At 64.9% G+C, this 22,451-nt stretch carries 25 protein-coding genes and 2 pseudogenes; 15 read left to right on the top strand and 12 right to left on the bottom strand.

The genetic code is table 11. The features are described from left to right. Nucleotides 1-25 precede the first annotated feature (25 nt). From ACV17W_RS03335 to ACV17W_RS03305, 7 genes and pseudogenes are all read left to right on the top strand, one after another. Nucleotides 26-460 carry a type II toxin-antitoxin system RatA family toxin gene (locus ACV17W_RS03335; RefSeq protein WP_462595041.1) on the top strand — a complete coding sequence of 145 codons (435 nt, stop codon included), beginning with the start codon at nucleotides 26-28 and terminating at the stop codon, nucleotides 458-460. Beyond that, on the top strand, nucleotides 450-791 hold the full coding sequence (locus ACV17W_RS03330) for an RnfH family protein (RefSeq protein WP_462595040.1): 342 nt from the start codon (nucleotides 450-452) through the stop codon (nucleotides 789-791). Before ACV17W_RS03335 ends, ACV17W_RS03330 begins: the two co-directional genes overlap by 11 nt. Nucleotides 792-981: 190 nt before the next feature. Continuing rightward, a complete protein-coding gene (locus ACV17W_RS03325; RefSeq protein WP_462595039.1) occupies nucleotides 982-2,136 on the top strand; it encodes an acyl-CoA dehydrogenase family protein in 1,155 nt (384 codons plus the stop codon). Then, on the top strand, nucleotides 2,133-3,308 hold the full coding sequence (locus ACV17W_RS03320; protein ID WP_462595038.1) for an enoyl-CoA hydratase/isomerase family protein: 1,176 nt from the start codon (nucleotides 2,133-2,135) through the stop codon (nucleotides 3,306-3,308). The genes ACV17W_RS03325 and ACV17W_RS03320 overlap by 4 nt, the downstream gene beginning before the upstream one ends. Nucleotides 3,309-3,414: 106 nt before the next feature. Continuing rightward, the gene (mmsB, locus tag ACV17W_RS03315) at nucleotides 3,415-4,326 is read left to right on the top strand and encodes a 3-hydroxyisobutyrate dehydrogenase (RefSeq protein ID WP_462596445.1); all 912 of its coding nucleotides are present in this window, start codon (nucleotides 3,415-3,417) and stop codon (nucleotides 4,324-4,326) included. Then, nucleotides 4,323-4,758, top strand: a pseudogene (locus tag ACV17W_RS03310) (PaaI family thioesterase). The gene mmsB and the pseudogene ACV17W_RS03310 overlap by 4 nt, the downstream one beginning before the upstream one ends. A gap of 39 nt (nucleotides 4,759-4,797) precedes the next feature. After that, complete coding sequence (locus ACV17W_RS03305; protein WP_462595037.1) at nucleotides 4,798-5,487, top strand: VIT1/CCC1 transporter family protein; 690 nt, start codon at nucleotides 4,798-4,800, stop codon at nucleotides 5,485-5,487. A gap of 12 nt (nucleotides 5,488-5,499) precedes the next feature. Here the strand turns inward: ACV17W_RS03305 and ygfZ are convergent, their stop codons facing one another. Next, nucleotides 5,500-6,510: a CAF17-like 4Fe-4S cluster assembly/insertion protein YgfZ gene (ygfZ, locus tag ACV17W_RS03300; RefSeq protein WP_462595036.1), complete on the bottom strand. Its 1,011-nt coding sequence runs from the start codon at nucleotides 6,508-6,510 to the stop codon at nucleotides 5,500-5,502. A 152-nt stretch (nucleotides 6,511-6,662) separates the two neighbouring features. Here ygfZ and mltG point away from each other — a divergent pair, with 152 nt between their 5' ends. From mltG to ACV17W_RS03275, 5 genes are all read left to right on the top strand, one after another. Next, nucleotides 6,663-7,673, top strand: a complete 1,011-nt coding sequence (gene mltG, locus ACV17W_RS03295; RefSeq protein WP_462595035.1) for an endolytic transglycosylase MltG — start codon at nucleotides 6,663-6,665, stop codon at nucleotides 7,671-7,673. Further along, complete coding sequence (tmk, locus tag ACV17W_RS03290; RefSeq protein WP_462595034.1) at nucleotides 7,670-8,293, top strand: dTMP kinase; 624 nt, start codon at nucleotides 7,670-7,672, stop codon at nucleotides 8,291-8,293. Before mltG ends, tmk begins: the two co-directional genes overlap by 4 nt. After that, the gene (gene holB / locus ACV17W_RS03285; RefSeq protein WP_462595033.1) at nucleotides 8,290-9,342 is read left to right on the top strand and encodes a DNA polymerase III subunit delta'; all 1,053 of its coding nucleotides are present in this window, start codon (nucleotides 8,290-8,292) and stop codon (nucleotides 9,340-9,342) included. Before tmk ends, holB begins: the two co-directional genes overlap by 4 nt. 50 nt (nucleotides 9,343-9,392) lie before the next feature. Then, a complete protein-coding gene (locus ACV17W_RS03280) occupies nucleotides 9,393-10,163 on the top strand; it encodes a TatD family hydrolase (protein ID WP_462595032.1) in 771 nt (256 codons plus the stop codon). Between the two features lie 135 nt (nucleotides 10,164-10,298). Next, nucleotides 10,299-11,159: an ankyrin repeat domain-containing protein gene (locus ACV17W_RS03275; RefSeq protein ID WP_462595031.1), complete on the top strand. Its 861-nt coding sequence runs from the start codon at nucleotides 10,299-10,301 to the stop codon at nucleotides 11,157-11,159. Between the two features lie 36 nt (nucleotides 11,160-11,195). On the opposite strand, the gene ACV17W_RS03270 is transcribed toward ACV17W_RS03275, so the two are convergent. Continuing rightward, nucleotides 11,196-11,933, bottom strand: a complete 738-nt coding sequence (locus tag ACV17W_RS03270) for a hypothetical protein (protein WP_462595030.1) — start codon at nucleotides 11,931-11,933, stop codon at nucleotides 11,196-11,198. A gap of 545 nt (nucleotides 11,934-12,478) precedes the next feature. Between ACV17W_RS03270 and ACV17W_RS03265 the strand changes: the two genes are divergently transcribed. Further along, a complete protein-coding gene (locus tag ACV17W_RS03265) occupies nucleotides 12,479-13,768 on the top strand; it encodes a Glu/Leu/Phe/Val family dehydrogenase (protein WP_462595029.1) in 1,290 nt (429 codons plus the stop codon). 55 nt (nucleotides 13,769-13,823) lie between these two features. Here the strand turns inward: ACV17W_RS03265 and ACV17W_RS03260 are convergent, their stop codons facing one another. The 6 genes from ACV17W_RS03260 to ACV17W_RS03235 all read right to left on the bottom strand — a co-directional run bounded on the left by ACV17W_RS03260 (nucleotide 13,824) and on the right by ACV17W_RS03235 (nucleotide 17,972). Beyond that, on the bottom strand, nucleotides 13,824-14,648 hold the full coding sequence (locus ACV17W_RS03260) for an RsiV family protein (RefSeq protein ID WP_462595028.1): 825 nt from the start codon (nucleotides 14,646-14,648) through the stop codon (nucleotides 13,824-13,826). After that, complete coding sequence (locus ACV17W_RS03255; protein ID WP_462595027.1) at nucleotides 14,648-15,427, bottom strand: lipoate--protein ligase family protein; 780 nt, start codon at nucleotides 15,425-15,427, stop codon at nucleotides 14,648-14,650. Before ACV17W_RS03255 ends, ACV17W_RS03260 begins: the two co-directional genes overlap by 1 nt. Next, complete coding sequence (locus ACV17W_RS03250) at nucleotides 15,424-15,699, bottom strand: biotin--protein ligase (protein WP_462595026.1); 276 nt, start codon at nucleotides 15,697-15,699, stop codon at nucleotides 15,424-15,426. The genes ACV17W_RS03255 and ACV17W_RS03250 overlap by 4 nt, the downstream gene beginning before the upstream one ends. A 17-nt stretch (nucleotides 15,700-15,716) precedes the next feature. Further along, nucleotides 15,717-16,223: an N-acetyltransferase family protein gene (locus tag ACV17W_RS03245; protein ID WP_462595025.1), complete on the bottom strand. Its 507-nt coding sequence runs from the start codon at nucleotides 16,221-16,223 to the stop codon at nucleotides 15,717-15,719. Then, nucleotides 16,224-16,922: a glutathione S-transferase N-terminal domain-containing protein gene (locus tag ACV17W_RS03240; protein ID WP_462595024.1), complete on the bottom strand. Its 699-nt coding sequence runs from the start codon at nucleotides 16,920-16,922 to the stop codon at nucleotides 16,224-16,226. 129 nt (nucleotides 16,923-17,051) lie between these two features. After that, nucleotides 17,052-17,972 carry a DMT family transporter gene (locus tag ACV17W_RS03235; RefSeq protein WP_462595023.1) on the bottom strand — a complete coding sequence of 307 codons (921 nt, stop codon included), beginning with the start codon at nucleotides 17,970-17,972 and terminating at the stop codon, nucleotides 17,052-17,054. 132 nt (nucleotides 17,973-18,104) lie between these two features. Between ACV17W_RS03235 and ACV17W_RS03230 the strand changes: the two genes are divergently transcribed. Beyond that, nucleotides 18,105-18,590: an Lrp/AsnC family transcriptional regulator gene (locus ACV17W_RS03230; RefSeq protein WP_462595022.1), complete on the top strand. Its 486-nt coding sequence runs from the start codon at nucleotides 18,105-18,107 to the stop codon at nucleotides 18,588-18,590. 9 nt (nucleotides 18,591-18,599) lie between these two features. Here the strand turns inward: ACV17W_RS03230 and ACV17W_RS03225 are convergent, their stop codons facing one another. From ACV17W_RS03225 to ACV17W_RS03210, 4 genes and pseudogenes are all read right to left on the bottom strand, one after another. Then, complete coding sequence (locus tag ACV17W_RS03225; protein WP_462595021.1) at nucleotides 18,600-19,091, bottom strand: glutathione peroxidase; 492 nt, start codon at nucleotides 19,089-19,091, stop codon at nucleotides 18,600-18,602. A 75-nt stretch (nucleotides 19,092-19,166) separates the two neighbouring features. Beyond that, complete coding sequence (locus ACV17W_RS03220; RefSeq protein ID WP_462595020.1) at nucleotides 19,167-20,360, bottom strand: DUF1501 domain-containing protein; 1,194 nt, start codon at nucleotides 20,358-20,360, stop codon at nucleotides 19,167-19,169. Between the two features lie 22 nt (nucleotides 20,361-20,382). Next, nucleotides 20,383-21,111, bottom strand: coding sequence for a DUF1800 family protein (locus ACV17W_RS03215; protein WP_462595019.1), 729 nt, complete (start codon nucleotides 21,109-21,111; stop codon nucleotides 20,383-20,385). A 122-nt stretch (nucleotides 21,112-21,233) separates the two neighbouring features. After that, nucleotides 21,234-21,854: pseudogene (locus ACV17W_RS03210) on the bottom strand (DUF1800 family protein); the annotation flags it as partial. A gap of 229 nt (nucleotides 21,855-22,083) precedes the next feature. On the opposite strand from ACV17W_RS03210, the gene ACV17W_RS03205 reads away from it, so the two are divergent. Continuing rightward, a complete protein-coding gene (locus ACV17W_RS03205; protein WP_462595018.1) occupies nucleotides 22,084-22,410 on the top strand; it encodes a tetratricopeptide repeat protein in 327 nt (108 codons plus the stop codon). Nucleotides 22,411-22,451: the final 41 nt, after the last annotated feature.

The following is a 22,451-nucleotide window of genomic DNA, read 5'->3' as shown; positions in this document are numbered from 1 at the left end:
ACATTCTAGCCATTTGCGATAGCCGATGCACAAAGTACAGCGATCCGTCCTGGTTCCCTATAGCGCCGCGCAGATGTTCGATCTCGTGGCCGACGTAGAGAAGTATCCCGAATTCATGCCCTGGTGTGGCGGCACCGAGGTGCAGTCGCGCACCGAGCACGGCATGCAGGCATCGATCTTGATCAGTTTCGCCGGGATGAAACAGCGCTTCACCACGCGCAACACGCACAACTATCCCGAGCGCATTGAACTCGAGCTCGTCGACGGCCCCTTTTCGATGCTGGTGGGGCACTGGGAATTCCAGGCCCTGGCGCCCGACGCCTGCAAGGTCTTGTTCACGCTCGAATACGCCTTCTCGAACCGTGCGCTCGAAATGGTCGTCGGGCCCGTATTCAACCGCATCGCCAGCAGCTTCATTGACTCGTTCACCAAGCGCGCACAGGCTGTTTATGGTGAATGAGTCCGGCGCGCTGCGCGTGTTGGTGTGCCACGCCGAATCCCCGCAATCGGCATGGCAGTGTACGGTCACTCTGCCACCCTCGGCTACCGCCGCCGACGCCCTGCGCGCCAGTGGCTTCGCGCTTCGTTTTCCGCAGCTCGATGCATGGCAATCGGGCGTAGGCATATTCGGCAGGCTTTGTCAGCCCGATACGCCACTGGCGGACGGCGACAGGCTCGAAATCTACCGGCCTCTGGCCTTCGATCCCAAGGTCTCGCGGCGCCGGCGGGCAGAGCACCGGCGGGCCAAGGCCGCCCGCCAGGGGCGCGAACGGCCGGCCGGCCTGCTGTAGGACGGCGGGGGCCTGCCCACACCCGCGCGTCATTGTCGCCAGCCCGACAAAAAACGGTGTGCATACGAGCGTAATATATCGTCAGCTGGTTTACGTTTACGTTAACGTCATGCAAAATCGGCACTGGCAGGCGCGGTCGCTCACAAGGCGGCTGTGCCTCCATCAAGACCGACCGACAGGAGACAACACCTTGGATCTGGAACTGACTGACGAGCAGCAGGCCTTTGCCCAGGCCGCGCGCGACTTCGCCGAGGGCGAACTGGCGCCTCATGCGGCACGCTGGGACGCCGAAGGCATTTTTCCGCGCGAGGCCTTCGCGCGAGCCGGCGAGCTGGGCTTCTGCGCCATTTACGCCGCTGAAGAAATCGGCGGCCTGGGGCTGCCGCGGCTGGATGCCACGCTGGTGTTCGAAGAAATGGCCGCGGTCGACCCCTCGACCACGGCTTTTCTCACCATACACAACATGGCCACGTGGATGGTCGGTCAATGGGGCAAGCCTGCCGTGCGCGAGACCTGGGGCGAGCTGCTTGCCAGCGGGAAGAAACTGGCTTCGTATTGCCTGACCGAGCCTGGCGCCGGTTCCGACGCAGGATCGCTTGCCACGCGCGCGCATCTTGACGGCGGCGAATACGTACTGAACGGATCCAAGGCCTTTATCTCGGGCGGCGGCGACACCGACCTGCTGGTGGTGATGGCGCGTACCGGAGCGGGCGGGCCTGGCGGCGTCAGTGCCTTTGCGGTGCCGGCCGACAGTGCCGGCATCAGCTACGGACGCAAAGAAGAAAAAATGGGCTGGAACAGCCAGTCCACCCGGCCCATCACCTTCGAGAACGTGCGCGTGCCAGCCGAGAATCTGCTGGGCGCGGAAGGTGAAGGCTTCAAGATTGCCATGAAGGGCCTGGATGGCGGCCGCATCAATATCGGCACCTGCTCGGTGGGGGCCGCGCAGGGCGCGCTGGATGCCGCGCGGCGGTACATGCATGAACGCAGTCAATTCGGGCGCCGCCTGGCCGAATTCCAGGCCTTGCAGTTCAAGCTGGCCGACATGGCCACGCACCTGGTGGCGGCCCGCCAGATGGTGCGCCTGGCGGCATGCAAGCTGGACGCGGGGTCGCCAGACGCGGGCACATACTGCGCCATGGCCAAGCGCTTCGCCACCGACATGGGATTCCAGATCTGCCTTGATGCGCAGCAGATCCACGGCGGCTATGGGTACTTGCGCGACTATCCCCTCGAGCGCCTGGTGCGCGATACTCGCGTACATCAGATTCTCGAGGGCACCAACGAAATCATGCGTGTGATCGTCGCCCGCCAATTGCTCGACAAAGGAGCCGACATCCGATGAATTCCCCGGTGCTTTTCGAAGAAAAAACCGCAGCCAATGGCATGCGTCTGGGCTTTGCCACCCTGAATGCGCCCCAGACGCTCAATGGCCTGTCGCTTGAAATGGTCGACATGCTCGCCGAACGGCTCGACGCCTGGTCGCGCGATGCGGGCCTGGCGATGGTGGTGCTGCAAGGAGCCGGGGGCAAGGCCTTCAGCGCGGGCGGTGACCTGCACGGGCTGTACCGCAGCATGCAACAACACCAGGGGCAGGGCGCCTGGGCCAATACGCTCGCGCGCGAATTCTTCGAGCGAGAGTATCGGCTCGACTACCGCATCCACACCTATCCCAAGCCCTTCCTTTGCTGGGGCCATGGCATTGTGATGGGCGGCGGCGTGGGCCTCATGATGGGGGCCAGCCACCGGGTGGTCAGCGAAACCTCGCGCATCGCCATGCCCGAAATTTCCATTGGCCTGTTCCCCGATGTGGGGGGCAGCTGGCTGCTCAACCGCATGCCGGGCCGCACCGGTTTGTTCCTGGCCCTGACAGGCGCGCAGCTGAACACCTCCGACGCGTTCTACGCAGGGGTGGCCGATTTCCGGCTCGATTCGGCCGATTGGCCGAAGTTCATCGAAACCTTGCTCGACACTCCCTGGGCGGGTCAGGCGGGCGGGCCGGGCGACGGCGGGGCCCCGCCGCGCTCCATCAACGACGGTTTGTTGCGCCGCGCACTGTTGGCGCACGAGCCGGCCGCCACGCTGTCGCCGGGTCCGCTGCGCCAGCACGCCTTCCAGATCAACAGCCTGTGCAGTGGCAATGACCTGGCCGAGATCTACGAGTCCATCGCTGGCCTGAAAGACCACGAAGACCCCTGGCTGGCCCGGGCGGCAGCCACGATGCTGGCCGGCTCGCCGGGATCGGCGCGGCTGGCGTTCGCCCTGCAGCAGCGCACACGGCTGCGCTCGCTGGCCGACGTGTTCCGCACCGAGTATGTGGCGGCGCTGGCCTGCACGGTAGAAGGCGACTTCGCCGAGGGCATACGTGCATTGCTCATCGACAAGGACAAGCAACCAAGGTGGAATCCGGCCACGCTGGACGCCGCTTCCGACGGCTGGGTGCGGCGTTTCTTCGAAGCCCCCTGGCCCGAGGGTCAGGCGCATCCGCTGGCCGACCTGGGGCCCCCGGAAGACTGACCACCGGCAAAGCGCGTGTCGGGCCCGTCTACCGGGCCGGCCGCGCCCGATCGCAAGCCGTGCCCGGCGTCGACGTTTACTGGAAGGCGACGGCAAGGTTCACGCTATAAGACCAAGGAGACCAAACATGAGCACTATCGCGTTTATCGGCCTGGGCAATATGGGCGCCCCCATGGCCCACAACCTGATCAAGGCAGGCCACCAACTTACCGTTTTCGACCTGGTGCCAGCGGCCGTGCAGGGGCTGGCCGATGCAGGCGCCCGCGCCGCCGCCAGCGCAGCCGATGCCGTGCAGGGGGCGGAAATCGTCGTGTCCATGCTGCCGGCCAGCAAGCATGTCGAGTCGCTGTATCTGGACGACGACCTGCTTTCCCGCATCGACTCCAGCGCGCTAGTGATCGATTGCAGCACCATTGCGCCCGACGCGGCTCGCAAGGTCGCCGCCGCGGCGCAGGCGCGCGGCCTGGCCATGATCGACGCCCCGGTCTCCGGCGGTACGGGTGGCGCGGTGGCGGGCACGCTCACCTTCATCGTGGGCGGCGAGGCGGCGGCATTGCAGCGCGCCATGCCCGTTCTCCAGGCCATGGGCAAGAACATCTTCCATGCCGGCGAGGCGGGAGCGGGCCAGGTGGCCAAGATCTGCAACAACATGCTGCTGGGAATCCTGATGGCGGGTACTTCCGAGGCGCTCGCGCTGGGCGTGGCCAACGGACTCGACCCCAAAGTGCTGTCGGACATCATCGCAAAGAGTTCCGGGCGCAACTGGGCCACTGAACTCTACAACCCCTGGCCCGGCGTCATGGACAACGCGCCGGCTTCCAAGGGTTACGCAGGCGGCTTCGGCGTCGATCTCATGCTCAAAGACCTGGGGCTGGCTGCCGAGTCGGCATTGTCGTCGCGTTCCTCCATCCCGCTGGGTGAACTGGCCCGCAACCTGTATTCGCTGCACAGTGCGTCCGGCAGTGGCAGGCTCGACTTTTCGAGCATCGTCAGGATGTACACGGACAAGGCCGAATGAGTGCCACGACCGGCGCCGAGGCGGCCGCCCGGCGCGTGCGCGAAAGTTTCGCGCGCCAGACCGTCATGGCCGCCTTCGGCGCTCGGCTCACGCGTGGAGCCGGGGCAGGTCGATATCGAGCTGCCGTTCCAGCCCAGCCTGTGCCAGCACAATGGCTATCTGCACGCGGGCATTTCCACCGCCATCGCGGATACTGCTGGCGGGTACGCCGCGCTGTCACTGTTCGATGCCGGCGACGATGTGCTGACATCTGAATTCAAGATGAACTTCCTGGCGCCGGCAGACGGCGAGCGCTTCGTGGCCAACGGCCGCGTCATCAAGCCGGGGCGGCGGCTCTCGATATGCCAGGTCGAAGTGCACGCGTACCGGCACGGTCAGCCCACCCTGTGCGTGGTGGGGTTGATGACGGCCGTGCGCGTTAGGCCGCGCTAAGATGGCGAATCGTCCCCGGTCAACCCGCAGCTGCCACACATGCCCGCACGAGAACACCATCGCATCTTTCGCTCGGGCTGGCTGCGTGCCGCAGTGCTGGGGGCCAACGATGGCATTGTTTCAACTGCCAGCCTGATCGCCGGGGTGGCTGCGGCGGGGGCTTCGCACGAGGCCATCCTGACATCGGGCCTGGCGGGCCTGGTGGCCGGGGCGCTGTCCATGGCTGCCGGCGAGTACGTATCGGTGCGGTCGCAGGCTGACACCGAAGCCGCCGACCTGCGCCTCGAGCAGCGCGCGCTGGCCGGCAACTCGACCCAAGAACTGCAGGAACTCACCGACATCTACATCGGGCGCGGCGTTTCACCCGAGCTGGCCCATCAGGTGGCCGAGCAGCTTACCCGCCACGATGCACTGGATGCGCATGCCCGCGATGAACTGGGCATCGTGCTGCACAACCGTGCGCGGCCGGTGCAGGCTGCGGTGGCGTCAGCCGTCTCGTTCGCCAGCGGAGCGGCGCTGCCCCTGCTTGCAGCGGCCGTGACGCCGGTCAGCCAGATGTTGCCCGTGGTGACGGTCACGTCGGTGGCGTGGCTGGCGCTGCTGGGGGCGCTGGCCGCACACGCAGGAGGCGCACCCATTGGCCCCGCGGCCTTGCGAGTCACCGCGCTGGGCGCACTCGCAATGCTGGCCACCGCTGGCGTCGGGGCATTGTTCGGGGTGGCCGTCTAGGCCCGCACCGGCTCAGCCGGCTGCGCCTTCGATCAGCGCATAAGGCAGGGGCGCCACGGCGATGTGCGGTCCTTCAGGGCTGCCCACGCGCAATTCGCCGGCCGCCAGCGCGGACAAGGTGATCTCGAACAGCACCCCCTCGCGCGAGGCGTCGATGACACGCCCGCACGGTTCGTTGGGCTGCGTGGCATCGTAGACGTCGGTGCCGGGGGGCGGGGCGTCGCTCTGGCCGTCCAGGCGTCCGTAGGCGGCCCGGCGTTTCACCGTGCCCCGGTAATGGCTGCGCGCCACCACTTCCTGGCCGGGATAGCAGCCCTTGGTGAAACTGACGCCTCCCAGCAGATCGAGATTGAGCGTCTGCGGGATGAAGAGGTCTTGCGTGGCTGCGGCCACCCAGGGCAGGCCCGCGGCCAGGTCGGCGCCGCGCCACGCGTCGGCGTCGCCCTGCGCCAGGACGGGCGCCAGGGCGCCGGCCTGCGACAGTTGTTCGTCGCGGGCGATCCACCACCAGCGCAACGCGGTCCCCGCCGATGGCGCCGAAATCCAGGTGCCGCAGGGCAACTCGGCCCGTTGCCAGGGTGTGGCGGGCAGACTTCCGCCAGCCGCAGCTTGCAGGGCCGGCAACTGGGCCGGCTCACACCACACGCCGGCCGCGTGCAGCGGCGCCAGTGCCAGCTTTGCCTTGGCCCGCAGCACGAACATCGACAGGCGCTTGACCAGGGTTTCAGCCAGGTCGCGGCGCACCAGGCCATAGAGCCGCGGCGCGTCGGCCGGCGGCGCCGGATGGTCCGTTACGCTCGCCCGCCATACCACCAGCGTGGCAAGTAAGCGCCCCTTCGCGGTGCAGTAGCCCGCGAGCCTCGAGCCATCATCTGGAAGACCTGTGACGTCCTGGGTCAACTGGCCGTGCAGGAAGGACAGCGCATCGTCGCCGGACGCCGAAATGATGGCGTACTCGGGCAGGGGAACACAGAACGCCGAACCATCGGCCCGCGCGGGAATCGAACTGAAGAAATCATGCATGGCGTAAACCGGAAACAAGGGCGGGGCGCCGGCAGGGCGCCCCCACAGACCTGATGATACCCGTGGCGCCCGCAGGCGGGACGCAATCCCGTGCCTGCGTCAGGGTGGCCGGCCTGCCCGGGGAGCGTTCATCCATTAAACTGCGCAATCTTATGAAAAAGCTCTCTGTCTATTTTCTGGTCGCCTGCCTGGTGTTGGCGGTGCTGGCCGGCACGCTGGCCGCAGGGGCGTGGCTGTGGGTCAACCGCGCTCTCGATCTGCCCGCGGAACGCGTCGAGTTCATCGTGCCACCCGGCAGCACGCCGCGTGCCGTGGCTCGCGCCATGGCCGAGGCCGGCATCCCCATCTGGCAGGATGGCTTTGCGTGGCTGGCGCGCCTCTCCGAGCGCGACAAGCTCATCAAGGCCGGGGGCTACGAGGCCCGTGCCGGAGACTCTCCCTGGACACTGCTCGACCGCCTCGCGCGTGGCGACATGGTGCAACGCCAGATCACTTTCGTTGAAGGCTGGACCCATGCGCAGTTCCGCCAGGCGCTGCGGGCGCACCCTGACATCAGGCAGACGCTGGATGACGTGACCGACGCCGAGCTGATGAAACGGCTGGAATCGCCCTTTACCGCCCCCGAAGGGCTGTTCTTTCCGGACACGTACGTCTTTACGCCGGGCACCACCGATTTCGACTTGCTGCGACGGGCGTACGACCAGCAACAGCGGGTGCTGGCCCAGGTGTGGGCAGAACGCCAGCCCGACCTGCCACTGAAAACGCCGTATGAAGCACTGATACTCGCTTCCATTGTCGAAAAAGAGACCGGCCACGGCCCCGAGCGTACGCGGGTGGCCGGGGTGTTCATCAATCGATTGCGCATCGGAATGATGCTGCAGACCGATCCCACCGTGATCTACGGCATGGGCGAACGCTATCAAGGGCGCATCCGGCGCGCCGACCTGCAGGCGGATAATCCCTGGAATACCTACACACGGGCTGGCCTGCCTCCGACGCCCATCGCGGCTGCCGGCCGGGCGGCCCTGCTGGCGGCAGTGCAGCCCGAAACGCACAAGTTCCTGTACTTCGTTTCGCGCGGCAACGGAACCAGCGAGTTTTCGGCTAACCTGTCCGAACACAATCGCAACGTTGCCCGCTACATCCTGGGCCGTAACCAATGACTGCACGTGGACGCTTCATTACTCTCGAAGGCGTCGATGGCGCCGGCAAGAGCACACACGCGAAATGGCTGGCCGACACCTTGCGGGACTGGGGGTACACCGTGGTGTCCACCCGTGAGCCAGGCGGCACGCCGCTAGGGGAAACATTGCGCGGGCTGGTGCTGAACGAACCCATGTCGCTGGACACGGAAACCCTGCTGATGTTCGCGGCGCGCTGTGAGCATCTTGCACAGGTGATCGAGCCCGCCCTGGCGCGTGGCGATTGGGTCGTGTGCGATCGCTACACCGATGCCACGTATGCCTATCAGGGCGGCGGGCGGCAGCTGGGCGCCGATCGCGTGGCCGTGCTCGAGCAATGGATGCGCCCCGCCGTACAGCCCGATCGCACCTGGCTGTTCGATGTGCCGCTGGAACTAGCCCGCGCCCGCCTGGCCGATGCCCGCCAGCCCGACCGCTTCGAACGCGAGGAAGCCGCTTTTTTCCAGCGGACTCGGGCGGCTTACCATGCGCGCGCGGCCGCCCGCCCTGACCGCATACGGATGGTCGACTCGAGCCGCTCGGTGCAAGAGGTGCGTGCCCAACTGCAGGCCGAACTTCGGGCGCTGGCCGAAGCTCCATGAGCGCCGCCGCATTTTTGCCCTGGCAGCAGGATACTGCCCGCGAATGGCTGGCCGGCCGCGAGCGATTCGCCCATGCCTGGCTGGTGCACGGCATGGCCGGCATAGGCAAGCTGGAATTCGCCCTGGCGGCGGCCGCCAGCCTGCTGTGCGAGTCGCCGCGGGAACATCTAGCCTGCGGACAGTGCCCGGCTTGCACCTGGGTTGCCAGCGGCAACCATCCGGACCTGCGCCGTATCCGCCCCGAAGCGGTTGCCGTGCAAGAGGGCGCCGAGGCGTCCGAAGGCGCGGAAGATTCCGAGCCCGCGTCTGGCGCGGCGGCCAAACGCGCGCCGTCAAAAGAAATCCGCATCGACCAGATTCGCTCCCTGGAATCCTGGTTCAACACCGCCACGCACCGGGGCGGCTGGCGGGTGGCGCTGCTGTACCCGGCGCAAGCCCTGAACGTCATATCCGCGAACGCCTTGCTCAAGGTTCTGGAAGAGCCCCCGGCGCACACGGTGTTTCTGCTGGTGGCCGACGCTCCTGATCGCCTGCTGCCCACTCTGGTGTCGCGGTGCCGCAGGCTGCCGCTGCCGGCACCCGGCCCTGAGCAGTCGCTGCAATGGCTGCAGGAGCAGGGGGTAGAGCAGGCATCCGACTGGCTGGCTGCCTCGGGCGGTGCGCCGCTGGCGGCGCTGCGTCGTTCGCAGAGCGGTGGGCAGGCCTGTCCCGAATGGCTGGCCCAGTTGGTGGAACCTCTGGCGGAAGGCCGCGCGCCTGATATCGGCGCCTTGGCCGAGGGGCTGGAGAAAACGCCAGCAGCCGACTGGATCGATGCCTTGCAACGGCTGTATGCCGACCTGATTCTTGCCGGCGCCCGGGCGCCGGTCAGGTATTTCCCCTCGCTGGCGCACCCGGTGGCCCAGATGGCCGCACGCGCCGATGCCGTGCGGCTGGCCGACGGCGCCCGCTGGCTGACCCAGCAGCGGCGCCTGGCGTCCCACCCCCTCAATGCCAAGCTGATGGCCCACGCGACGCTGCAGCGCGTGGTGCTATCCTGCATGGGCTAGGGGTTGTCGCGCCGGGGCGCGTCGCACCCACCCGTTTTGAGTCGTCTTTCATGTACGTTGATTCGCATTGCCATCTGAACTTTCCCGACCTTGCCCAGGAACTGCCAGACATCCTGCTGCGCATGCAGGCGAACAAGGTCACGCATGCCCTGGTGGTAAGCGTCGATCTGCCTGATTGGCCAGGCCTTATCGAGCTGGTCGAGCCCCATCGCAACCTGTGGGCCTCGGTGGGTGTGCATCCGGATTACGAAGCCGCGTCCGATCCCACCGAAGCCGAGCTGCTGCAGTTATCGCAGCATCCCAAGGTCGTGGCCATAGGCGAAACCGGCCTGGACTACTACCGACTGAGCGAGCCGCTGGATTGGCAGCGCGAGCGATTCCGGCGCCATATCCGGGTGGCGCGGCAGGCCAACTTGCCGCTCATCATCCATACCCGGGAATCGGTCGCCGATACCTTGCGTATTCTGCGCGAAGAAAACGCCTCCGAAGTAGGGGGCGTGATGCACTGCTTTACCGAGTCTTGGGAAATGGCACAGGCCGCGATGGACCTGAATTTCCATATCTCGCTGTCGGGCATCGTCACGTTCAAGAACGCGGCGCTGGTTCATGAAGTGGCAAGCAAGATGCCCCTGGACCGCCTGCTGATCGAAACCGATTCGCCATATCTGGCTCCCGTGCCATTCCGCGGCAAGCGTAACGATCCTTCCAAAGTGGTCCATGTCGCCGAGAAGATTGCGGAGCTGCAGGGCCGGCATGTCGCGGAAGTGGCCGAAGCATCTACAGAAAATTTCTTTCGTCTTTTCAATAAGATAGACAGATAATTTGAGGTATTTTAATTAAAGTGAATTCTTTAATGTAACTTCGCAAGTCGATCTTCGTGAGCCGCTCTTCCTGCACGGAACTTGAAGTAACACTTTTAAAGCTCTTTATAAAGTCGTTTTATTGAGGTGGCGCCCATGTCGCAACGAACCCGTAGATTCTTACCGGCCCGATCACTGGCAGGTGCCTGCGTCGCTGTGGCACTGGCCTGTGGAGCCATCGCGCCCGCCCACGCCGCGGAGCCGCCGCGCAATTGGTGGGTCTACGTGCACAACGACAATGCCGCGGATTTGCGCAAACTGCTGGCACAGGGCGCCGATCCCAATGTTCGATACAAGAACGGGCAACCCGCGCTGATGCGGGCCGTGGTCGACGGGGCCTGGCAGGTGTTCGATCTGCTGGCGGCGGATCCGCGAACCGATCTCGAAGCCGTCAATCCCGCCAATGAAACGGCCCTGATGTACCTGGCAGTCGCGGGGCAGACGCAACGCGCAAGCGAACTGATAGCGCGAGGCGCGCAGGTCAACCGCCTGGGATGGACGCCATTGCACTATGCGGCTTCGAAGGGCCATGTGGACACGGCCAGGCTGCTGCTCAAGCACGAGGCCATGGTCAACGCGCCTTCTCCCGACGGCACGACGCCCCTGATGATGGCGGCCCTGTCCGGCAACCGCGACATGGTGCAACTGCTGCTGGACTCGGGGGCCGACATCACCACGCGTAATCTCAAGGGTCAGAATGTGGTCGACTGGGCGCGCCAGGGCAAGGCCGGCAAACTGGCGGCGGAACTGACGACGCTGGTTGCCGCCGCCGAACAGCGGCGTCAGTCGCTACGCGGTGGACAGCCGGCGGATGCGCCGGAGAGGGCAGCGTCAGGCAACACCGCGGCGACAGTCGTGGCACCGCCCGCGCCGGCACCGGCCCAGACTGGCCAAGCGACCGAATCCGATTCGCCTACGCTTTCCGGCGTGTCAGGGGTAAGGTTGAACAAATACTGAAGGGGCGCCGCCAGTCTGGTAGCGGCGGCCCGGGCCTCAGTTCAGGGCCAGCGGAAATTCTCGCTCGGTCGTGGCGGGCAGGGGGGTCAAGATGCCCGCCGGCGTCTGCAGTTGGTAGCCAGCGCTGATGACCAGCGCCACGGTCTGCCCGTGGCGTATTTCGGGCAATTGCCAGGTGGCGGCGCCGATACGGGTGTATCCGTCGGCAGCCGGCTGCGGCGCAGCCGGTGCGGCCACCAACGCATGTTCCTCGCCGCGCTGACCATCGATCTTCAGGCATGCGGCGGCAAAAAAAAGCGCTGACCCGGCTTCGGTGCCCGAATGCGCGCCCATGGCGGAGACGGTAATGGCGCCCTGTTGCACTACATAGTCGCCCTGGAGGAAGTACGAACCGGCCACTGGCCCGCTCTCCAGCGCCAGGTAGGCGAGTTGCCGCAACCGGAAGGGGTAGGTCCCGTCAGCGAAAGCCGCCGGTTCGCCCTGGCGCGCGGCATAGACTTTCCCGGCGGCAATCAGGCTGGCCATGTGGCGGGCAGCGTCGGCGGGCGTCTGGGCCGGGGGCACGGTGTACCCGGGCTCCACCGCGTGACACAGGCGCATGATGGCCAGCCGGTTGCTGTCATCATTCAAGAAGTCGCGCAACATGGACTCCGCCCCGGAACGGTCGGCGGGGCGCCCCGCGGAGCGTCCGCTGCGCGCTTGCCAGGGAGTGAGCGTCAGGACGTCGCTGGAGTGCCGCAGGACGACCGTAGGAGCGTGCATACCAATGGACATGAGAGGCCTCCCGCAAAATAAAAGCGCACCGGACGGCGCGAATAGCTGAGCCATTCTATCGGCCGAGTATTGCTGCGCTAACTCAGTGGGCAACATGATGTAATGGCCTTGTCTGCGCTGCGCTTTGCGCCGCGCGAGCACGCGCAAGGCTTCGGCCTTCCTGCCTATGCGTGCCCCTGTGACGTGTTGCAACGCACTGAAGTGAAACGCCATGACGCATCGGGCTGCGCACCCGCGGCCTGCGGCAAGAGAAGCATCTGCGCGCCTGGAACACGGCGCCCGCAGCGGGCGCGTTGCCCTTGCTGAAGTGCAGGGCAGCAGGCCGTGTGGCTTCCGACGCCTCGTCTGGCAATCCCCGGAATGGTCCCGCGCAGCCTGCCTGTTGCAGGCAATGCAAGAAGGGCTTAAGGTGCCTTGCACGCCTCGGGCACGCCGGTCCAGTGCGGGTTTATATGCGTCCCTAATTAATTTTTTTCTTTTTTAATGGGGACGCTATTAGGTTTGCTCGCTACAATGTGCTCAGTCCTAGCCTGGAGATTTTTCTCATGTCCGAAAGCACCGCCCACGCTTTGCCGTCATACCTGGATGCCGCCCACCTGGGCCCCTGGGGAATCTACCTGCAGCAAGTCGATCGCGTCACGCCTTATCTGGGGCCTCTGGCGCGCTGGGTTGAAACGCTGAAACGTCCGAAGCGGGCGCTGATCGTCGACGTGCCCATCGAACTGGACAACGGCAGCGTCGCGCACTTCGAGGGCTACCGGGTACAGCACAACACGTCACGCGGGCCGGGCAAAGGTGGGGTGCGCTACCACCAGGACGTCACGCTATCGGAAGTGATGGCCCTGGCGGCATGGATGTCCGTCAAGAATGCGGCCGTCAACTTGCCGTTCGGCGGCGCCAAGGGTGGTATACGGGTTGATCCGCGGCAGTTGTCGCCCGCCGAGATCGAACGCATGACGCGCCGCTATACCTCGGAAATCGGCGTGATCATCGGACCTACCAAAGATATCCCGGCCCCCGATGTGAACACCAACGCGCAGACCATGGCGTGGATGATGGACACGTATTCCATGAACGAAGGTTCCACGGCCACGGGCGTGGTCACGGGCAAGCCGATCTCCCTGGGCGGCAGCCTCGGGCGGGTCGAGGCGACCGGCCGCGGGGTGTTCGTGGTGGCGTGCGAAGCGGCCCGCGACCGCAACATCGATGTCTCTCAAGCCAAGGTCATCGTGCAGGGTTTCGGCAACGTAGGGGGCACCGCGGCTCGCCTGTTCCACGAGACCGGGGCCAAGGTCATTGCGGTTCAGGACCATACCGGCACGGTGTACAACCCGGCCGGTCTGGACGTGCACAAGCTCCTGTCGCACGTATCGCAGCGAGGCGGCGTGGGCGGTTTCAGCGCGGGAGAAGCGCTGGATAACGAACAATTCTGGGAACTGGAAACCGATTTCCTCATTCCGGCGGCCCTGGAAGGCCAGATCAACGCCTCGAATGCCCACAAGATCCGCGCCAAGATCGTGGTCGAAGGGGCCAACGGCCCCACGACCCCCGAAGCGGACGATCTGCTCAGCGCGAACGGCGTATACGTGGTGCCGGACGTGCTGGCCAACGCCGGCGGCGTCACGGTCAGCTACTTCGAGTGGGTGCAGGACTTCTCCAGCTTCTTCTGGAGCGAAGAAGAAATCAACCACCGGCTCGAGCGGCTGATGCGCGACGCTTACTCTGCCGTGTCCCAGATGGCCAAGGAACACAAGGTCACGCTGCGCACCGCAGCCTTCATCGTGGCCTGCACGCGCATCCTGCAGGCGCGGCAGGTGCGCGGCCTCTACCCCTGAGCTGCACAGGCGGGTCGGTCAGAAGGCCGGCGCCTCAGGGCGCCGGCCTTCCGTTTCATGGGGCAGGCAGGAACTGCGGCTGCAGCACGTGGGTCAGCTCGCTGTAGGGAATGAGCAGCTCGGGCTCGCCATGGGAATACGGCGCGATGGAATAGGCGTCGTACTTCACCACCAGGCCTTCGGGCGTCAGCGCGAAGTTGTCGCTTTCCTGGAATGGCCACATGCGGTCATAGGCCGCCGGGTCGCGCTGCGCGTCGACGTTGCCCGCCAACCACGCCGTGTGGGCCTTTCTGAGCGCTTCGGTGTACGCGGGACGGGCACCGGGCAGCAGTGCTTCGTTTAGTGCCAGCACCCGGCCCCGGTCGCGTTGCCAGTTCAGGTACTGCGTCGCGGGAATGCCATGGGCCGCCCCCGTCAGGTATTGGCCGGTGTGCAGCTCGAGCGCCACGATATTGCCCGTGACCGCTTTGACGCTGCCCTTGAACACCGTGCTGTCGCGCGCCTGCGCCGTCTGCCAGAAGTATTGCGTGTATTCCGACAATGTGCGGTAAGGGCGCGGGCGGTCGGGGTCGACGCCGGTCATGTAGGCCAGTATGTGGTCGACCAGTTCGGTAAGTTTCGGGATGCCAGGAAAGGCGACGCTGTCGATCTGGATGCGAGGGCATTGGCCTTCACAGCCGGGCTTGACGCCTTCCCACTGGATTTTCTCGACGACCAGGTCGCCGATCTGGGCTTCGGTGGTGCTGGGCTGCGGCGTGGAAGCCGGCAGGCTGATGTCGGCCGGGGAGCTGGCGCAACCGGCCAGCACGACGAGCGCGGCGCCAGCCGCGCACCCGGACGCGCGCCGCAGGAGGTAAGACAGGATAGATTGACGTGGCATCACGGTACCAAGGCTGTCCATTCGGGGGTTGAGAACTTTTCCTGGGCTTGCCGACGCGCGCGCTCCAGGGTGCTTTCGGCCAGCTGCACCGGCTGCAGCGGCGCCAGTCTGCGGAAGGTCTGCAACATTCGGTCGATGATGACTTCGCGCGCCAGGCCGGTCTGGCTGCGCAAGGGGTCGACGCGCTTCTTGGCGCTGGTCGTGCCCTTGTCCGACAGCTTCTCGCGGCCGATACGCAGCACCTGAACCATTTTATCGGCGTCGATGTCGTAAGACATCGTCACGTGGTGCAGCACCGCGCCGGCGCGGCGTGCCTGCGCCGCGCCGCCGATCTTGCCGCCTTCGGAAGCGATATCGTTCAAGGGCTGGTACCAGGCCTTGATGCCCAGATCGTGCAGCGCGCGTATGACCCAGCCATCCAGAAATTCGTACGAATGCTGGAAGCTCAGGCCGTGCACCAGGGCCTGCGGCACGCTCAGCGAATAGGTGATGGTATTGCCGGGCTCGACGAACATGGCGCCACCGCCGCTGACGCGCCGCACCACGGTTACCCCATGGCGTTGCGCGCCTACGGGATCGACTTCGTTCTTCAGGGACTGGAAGCGCCCGATGATGACGGCAGGTTCGGACCATTCCCAGATGCGCAGGGTGGGCGGTCGCAGGCCGGCGCCGACCTCGTCGGTAATGACGGCGTCCAGGGCCATGTGCAGCGCGGGCGGCTGAGCGCCTTCGTGGATCAGCTGCCACGAGTAATCATTCCAGTACGTACGGGTGCTCATGCCAGGGCTCTTTGAACGGTGATGGCGACGGCCTGTGCAGAGAATCCGAACAGTTCGGCGTCGCGCGGCAGGGCCGCCTGCACGGCCTGCGCCATGTGGGCTTCGCCGGCGTCGGCGGGCAGTCCGCACAAAGCCTGGTTGATGCGATCCAGGGCCTCGGGCGGCTCGAGAAAGAAATCGCCGCTCAGGCGCACATTGGCCAATCTGCCGCCTGCGACGTCGAGGTCGACGACCACCAGTTTGCCACCGGGTACTTTGTATTCGCCATGCATAGGAATCGGACTCCGTTTCAGCCCGCCAGTTCCAGCTTCATGCCTTCATGCGTGGCTGCAAATCCAAGGGATTCATAAAAACGCCGGGCGTCGGCGCGCGTTTTGTCGGTAGTGAGCTGGACCAGTCCGCAGCCGCGTTCGCGGCAAACGCCGATGGCCCATTCAAACAGTTGGCGACCCGTGCCCGCGCCGCGTTCGCCGGCGGCGACGCGGACGCTTTCGATCTGCCCCCGCCACAGTCCGCGTCGCGACAGGCCGGGAATGAAGCTGAGCTGCAGGCAACCGACCACCGCGCCCTGGCGTTCCGCCACCGCCAGCAACTGGTTGGCGTCGTGTGCTATCGCCTCGAACGCCTGCACGTAGCAGGCGCTGGCCGGCACGGTGGGATCTTCCCGGTTGCTGCCCAGCATGTCATCGGCGAGCAGCGCGACGATGGCGTCGAGATCGTCGCGCCGCGCGCGCCGGAATTTCAAGCTGGGGCCAGGCGCCGTGCTGCTGCCGGCTGCTGCAGAGGCAGGCTGCATCTACCGCACCTGCTGGGCCGTCTGTCCGAACAGAATGCGCCGCGACTCGTCCGTATGCACCGAAGGGGTCCGGTTGATTTCGTCGGCCTTGGCATAAGCGCGCTGCGTGGCCTGGCGCTCCTGGATGGCATGGAACCAGCGCTGCAGGTGCGGAAAATCGTTCAGGTCCTGGCCCTGGCGTTCGTGGGGAACGATCCACGGGTAGGCCGCGATGTCGGCGATGGAGTAGGCGCCCGCCACGAACTCGCGGTCTGCCAGGCGCTTGTTCAGCACTCCGTACAGGCGGTTGGTTTCGTTGACGTAGCGGTCGACGGCATACGGAATGCGTTCAGGCGCATATACCGAGAAATGATGGTTCTGACCGGCCATGGGACCCAGTCCGCCCATTTGCCAGAACAGCCACTGCAGCGTATCGGCGCGGCCGCGCAGGTCGGATGGGATGAGCTTGCCGGTTTTTTCCGCCAGGTACAGCAGAATGGCGCCCGATTCGAACAGCGACACGGGCTCGCCGCCGCCGGCCGGTTCGTGATCGACAATGGCGGGAATGCGATTGTTGGGTGCGATTGCGAGGAACTCGGGTTTGAACTGGTCGCCCTTGCTGATGTTGACGGGCACGATCCGGTAGGGCAGGCCGGTTTCCTCGAGAAACATCGTGATCTTGTGGCCGTTCGGTGTGGTCCAGTAATAGAGATCGATCATGGAGAGATTCCTTGCGCAGTGCCGCCGTGGCACGGCGGCGACATAAGAGCCCATGATAGCGGCTCGCCGCCTCGCCGCTGCACAAGCCCCGGCCGCGCAAGTGGATTTACCGCCGCGTGCCTCGGACGCCTATGATCCGGTCGCACACGCGCCCGGGCCGTGCGCCTCTTTGCGCGCAAAGAGCCGCCAGTTCAGGCTGACCCCGGCCGCAGCCAGCAGAATCAGGCCTACGCCGGCCATCTGCGACCACGCCATGCGCTGGCCATACACCACGTAGTCGAGCAGGATGGCCATTGCGGGGTAAATGAAGGCCAGCGCCGCCACGGAAGTCGTGGGCAACTTCTGGATGGCTGAATACAGCAGAATATACGTGAGGCTGGTATGCACCAGGCCAATGGCGACCAGGGTGCTCCATTCCGCCGGCGCGGTGGGCAGCGCTTCCCAGTCGACCATGGGCAGCAACAGCAAGGCGCCCAGACTGACCTGAACCAAAGCCAGCACGTGAGGCGCAATATGCCTGAGACGCTTGACGATGATAGAGGTCACGGCGTACAGCGCGCCGGCGCCCAGCGCCAGGCTCAGCCCGAACAGATACTGGCCCGCCTGGGCCAGTTCGGCGGGTTCAATGCGCAGCACCAGGATCAGTCCGCCGAAGGCGAGTATCGACCAGCTCAGCTTGCCCAGCGTCGGCCGCTCGCCGAGGAATATCGCGCCGAGCGCAATCAGGAAGAAAGGCTGAAAGTTGTATACGGCCGTGGCCAGCGATATGGATGCCAGCGGGTAGGCAGAAAACAGCAGCACCCAGTTCAGCACGATGGCCACGCCCGCCAGCAGCGTCCAGCCCAGCGTGGCCAGGGTGAAGAGGCCGGGTTTCAGCATGCCTCGCGCCAGGCAATAGACCAACAGCCCGAGGGCGCCGAACACACAGCGCAGGAACACCACATTCCAGGCGCTCTGCCCGGACTCCAGCACGAAGATGCCGACCGTACCCGATATCGCCATGGCGGCGGCCATCTGGGCCAGGCCACCGCGCTCATTCGATGTGTTCATCGCTACACTCCCGCAAAATGCATCGGCACTCCGATGCCATGTGGAAATTATCCCAGGCGGTGTAGCAGCTTTACATGCATGAAGCGTGGTATTTTTCTGGGTGTGACCTTTTAAATATCGGTTTAATTTCCCATGAGCCTAATTTCTGAAAACAGCGTCCTGGATGCCGTCGATCGTCGCCTGCTGCAGATGCTGGCGTCGCACGCGCGCATCACCACCGCGGAATTGGCCCGGCAGATCGGCATGTCGGCGCCCAGCGTGGCCGACCGCATACGCAGGCTGGAAGAAGTCGGCATCGTGCGCGGATATACCGTGGACGTGGACCCGGTGGCCCTGGGCTATACCTTGACCGCCATCGTACGGATTCGTCCGTTGCCCGGACAGCTGCGCAAGGTCGAAAAGCTTATCGCGGGCATCGGCGAATTCGTGGAGTGCGACAAGGTCACCGGCGATGACTGCTTCATCGCGCGGTTGCTGCTGAAGTCCATCTCGGATCTGGACGGCATGCTCGATCGCATCACCGAATTCGCCGAGACGAACACGGCGATCGTCAAAGCCAGCACGGTGAGGCGGCGTCTGCCCCCGCTGCAGGGGCCCCGGGTCGCGTCGAACGCGTGACGCGCAGGGTCAGGCGGCCGCCGCGCAGGCGCGTGCGATATCGTCTTTCAATGCTGACGGCTTTTCGGTAGGAGCGTAGCGCCTGATCACGTGTCCGTCGCGCCCCACGAGGAACTTCGTGAAGTTCCATTTGATGGCTTCGGTACCGAGCAGGCCGGGCCGTTCGCCTTTGAGCCAGCGGAACAGCGGGTGTGCATGAGGGCCGTTGACATCGACCTTTGCGAACATCGGAAAGGTGATGTCGTATTCGCGGTTGCAGAACTCGCGTATGGTCGATTCATCGCCAGGTTCCTGACGCCCGAACTGGTTGCACGGAAAACCCAGCACCGCCAGGCCATCGGAACGATGGTCCCGATACAGCGTTTCGAGGCCGGCGTACTGCGGTGTGAAGCCGCATTGCGAAGCCACATTCACGATCAGCAGCACCTGCCCGCGGAACACTTCCAGGCTTTGCTCGTGGCCACCGATATCGATGGCGGAAAAGTCATAAATCGTGGTCATGGAATGCCTTTGCTGTGACGGACGCCCGGCGCACTGCCTAGCGTGGCGCCAGTGTAGCCGGGCGCCGGGGCAGGGCTAGATCAATTGCAGATCCCGGGGCTGCACACCCGGGAACACGGTGTCCAGGCGCTTGGCATCCAGCCCGTACAGGCGCGAAAAAAGACCGGCAAATACCGACCGATAGTCGTTGAGCACCGGGTAGTCCCGATCCTGGAACAGGGTATCGCGCCGCACCTCCACCTGACGCCCGGCGAGGCGGCCGCCCCGTACGCCACCACCCAGCACCCAGTACACCGTTCCGTGGCCGTGATCGGTACCCTTGTTGCCGTTCTCGCGAAACGTGCGGCCGAACTCGCTGAGGACGACGACCGTCGTATCGCGCCACGCGGGTCCCAAGGCCGTTTTGTACGAGACCAATGCACGGCTGAGTTGAGCCAGCTTATTGGCGAGCGAGCCTTCGGCGCCGCCCTGCGCCACATGCGTGTCCCACCCTCCGACGTCGATGAAACCCAGGTTGTAGCGATCTGCCATGAACCGGCCGACCCGCGCGGCCTCCCGCTCGAGCTGGCTGGCGGGCATCGCGGACCCATTGGCCTGTTGCATTTCGAGTTCCAGCTCGCGTCGCGCCATGACGTTCAACTGTATGCCTTCACTCACGGCGGCGCCGAGCTCGGTGTCCCGGTACATTGCTTCGATGGCTTGGGCGCGCCGGCGGTCCAGGGCCGATCGGCCGGCCGAGCCGCCGAGATCGACGTTGGGCACGCGGGACTCGCCTCGCCATATCTGCGGAAGATCGGCGGTGAACGAAACCGGCTTCGTCGTATCGTGGTTGAGCGCATGGGCAAGGCGATTGAGAAAGCCCGTTCTATAACTGTTGTCCGGATCACCCGGACGCCCCAGTTCGATGCCATTCTGCGTGGCGAAGTGACTCCGGCTGAGGTCTGCGGTACCCGCAAAGGGAACGAAAGCCAACTCGCCTGATTTGTACAGCGGCAGCAGCGTGTCCTTCAGGGCCGGGTGCAGGGCCCAGCCATCGGCCAGTGGGAGGGCCGCACCCGTGCCGCTGCCAGGGCGAGGCACGGCAATATTGGGCCGTGCCTCGTAATAGAAATCGCTGGAAGCGGGGATCAGGAGCCCATTGCTGTCATAGGCTCCACGCATGAAGACCACCAGCAGGCGCGGCGTGCTGCGCGGGGCCGCCAGCAGGCGGGTCGAGATCAACGCCAGGGGCGCGGCGGCGGAGAGTTTGAGTAGATGGCGTCTATGCATTGCGATGAATCCGGCGGTGGTGCTACCTGCGCATGAAATCGGGAGACGCCAGTAAATAGATGTTGGCGTCCAACACCGATCTGGCGTTCTCGATGGCATGGCGCGTGGCGGGAGATAAACCCGCATAGCGATTCGCCTTTTTGTACAACTCGGGAAGATCGGGAACAGGCGCAAGCTCCACCGCGGGCTTCTCGTCGGCGGGCTGGTAGAACGTACGCGACGCGGCCACGATGCGGCGCGCCCAGTCGAAGCGCTCGGTCATCTGGCCGGATCCCGACCAGTCGGACTGCGTCAGTGGGTAGCCATCCGGGGTAATGCGCCTGTACAGCGGCTGTCCCAGGCGCTTCAGCCAATTGTTCGCGGTGTCTACCCGTGCAATGGCCGGCAGATCGCCGTAGGCAAGGCGCAAAGATGAATAGACATAGTGCACCGGGTCCTTGAACTTCCCCGACTGCAACGATGCGCTGAATGCTTCCGACGAGAACATCGTGCGCAGCGTCGCGGTGATGTCGCCATCGCTGGATTGAAAGGTCTGAGCCATGGCGTCGACCAAAGCTTTCGGAGGCCGATCGGCGACGAAGAACCGGGCCAGTTTAGTGCTGATATGGCGGGCCGTCGCCGGATGCCGTGCCAGGATATCGACCGCCTGATCGATTTCAGCGTATCCGGTGCCCGGGATATCGTGGCCCAGCAAATGCTTGTCTCCGAAGTCGTGGTACCGGGGGTTGAAGAGAAAGTTGCCCTGCAGCACGATTTCAGCACGCAGATCTGCAGGCACTTTGGGTGGTGTGCCGGTGTACGTGATGCCTGAACCGTCAAGACGCGGGCCAGTTCCTGCACGTCTTTCTGTGTGTAGCCCCCGTCGACGCCGAGGGTGTGCAGCTCCATCAATTCGCGGGCATAGTTCTCGTTGACGCGGCCTTTGCGGTTGTACTGGTTGTCCAGGTAAATAAGCATGGCGGGCGAACGCATGGTCGCCGCCAGCAGGTCGCGGAACTTTCCCAGCGCATGCGGCCGCACCGCGCGGTCCTCGTAGTCGGACAGCGCGGCGCCCGCATTGCCCTTGGGGGCATAGACATTGAAGTGATTCATCCAGAGCCAGGTCATCTGGTCATGCAGCTGATTCGGCGCATACACCGCAAGCCATATCGCCCGTCGCGCGGTATCGGCGGCGCGCACGTTGCTGATTTCCCGTGCTTTTTTGCTGATCGCTTTCTTCTCGGGGCCATCCTCGAGTGCGCGCCTGGCGCTCAGGAATTGCTCGATCCTGGCGAAGGCCTTTTCGGAGGTTTCTCGGGAAATCGACAGGGCATCGATGCGCTCCTGGACCTCGCGCGGCAGCGGGGCCCGCAGATCGGGTGTCAGCTGGGCGTCGATATAACCCTTGACGCCCAGCTTTCGAGCGCGTTCGAGCTCTTTCGGCGTGAAGCCCCAGGTCAGGCGGTCGACGATCGCCGGAAGGTCTTCCTCACGCAAGTTCGAATCAGCCGCCATGGCGGACGGACCGGAAAGCATCAAGGTAAAGCCCAAGCACAGCGTGAGCAGGAAAGGGCGGACATACATCAAGCCGGAAATCCTTGCAAAAAGGTTGGCAACCATCAGGCGAAATTTCGGTTCAGACTATCATGCCCTCAGTCGGTGAATGCCGGATCTGATACTCCCTGACACAGTTGGTTTGGCCTTGCTGCGCGGCGGCGCCGCGCCCGGCCAGGCGGAGAGCGACATGAACGAACTGACAGAAAGACTGGAAGCCCTGCTGGCGCGAGGGCAGGACAACCTGCTGTTGCGCTATTCCCTGGGCAAGGCCTACGCCGAGCGGGATGAATTCTCCACGGCAATCCCGCATCTGCGGGCGGCGCTGGAATTCGACCCGTCTTATTCGGTTGCCTGGAAATGGCTGGGCAAGGCCTTGCACGGGCAGGGCGACATCGACGGCGCGCGCGCCGCCTGGCAATCGGGGGTGGATGTTGCCACCGCGCGCGGCGACCAGCAAGTCGTCAAAGAGATGCAGGTTTTTCTGAGACGCCTGGAGCGCGCGCCCAAGGCGTGAAAGCCACAGGCAAATGGGGCGCGTGCCGCCACGAGCAGGTT

The organism is Bordetella sp. MIP270_01_BMS (assembly GCF_054958705.1).
This window is presented reverse-complemented; position numbering and strand designations above follow the sequence as displayed.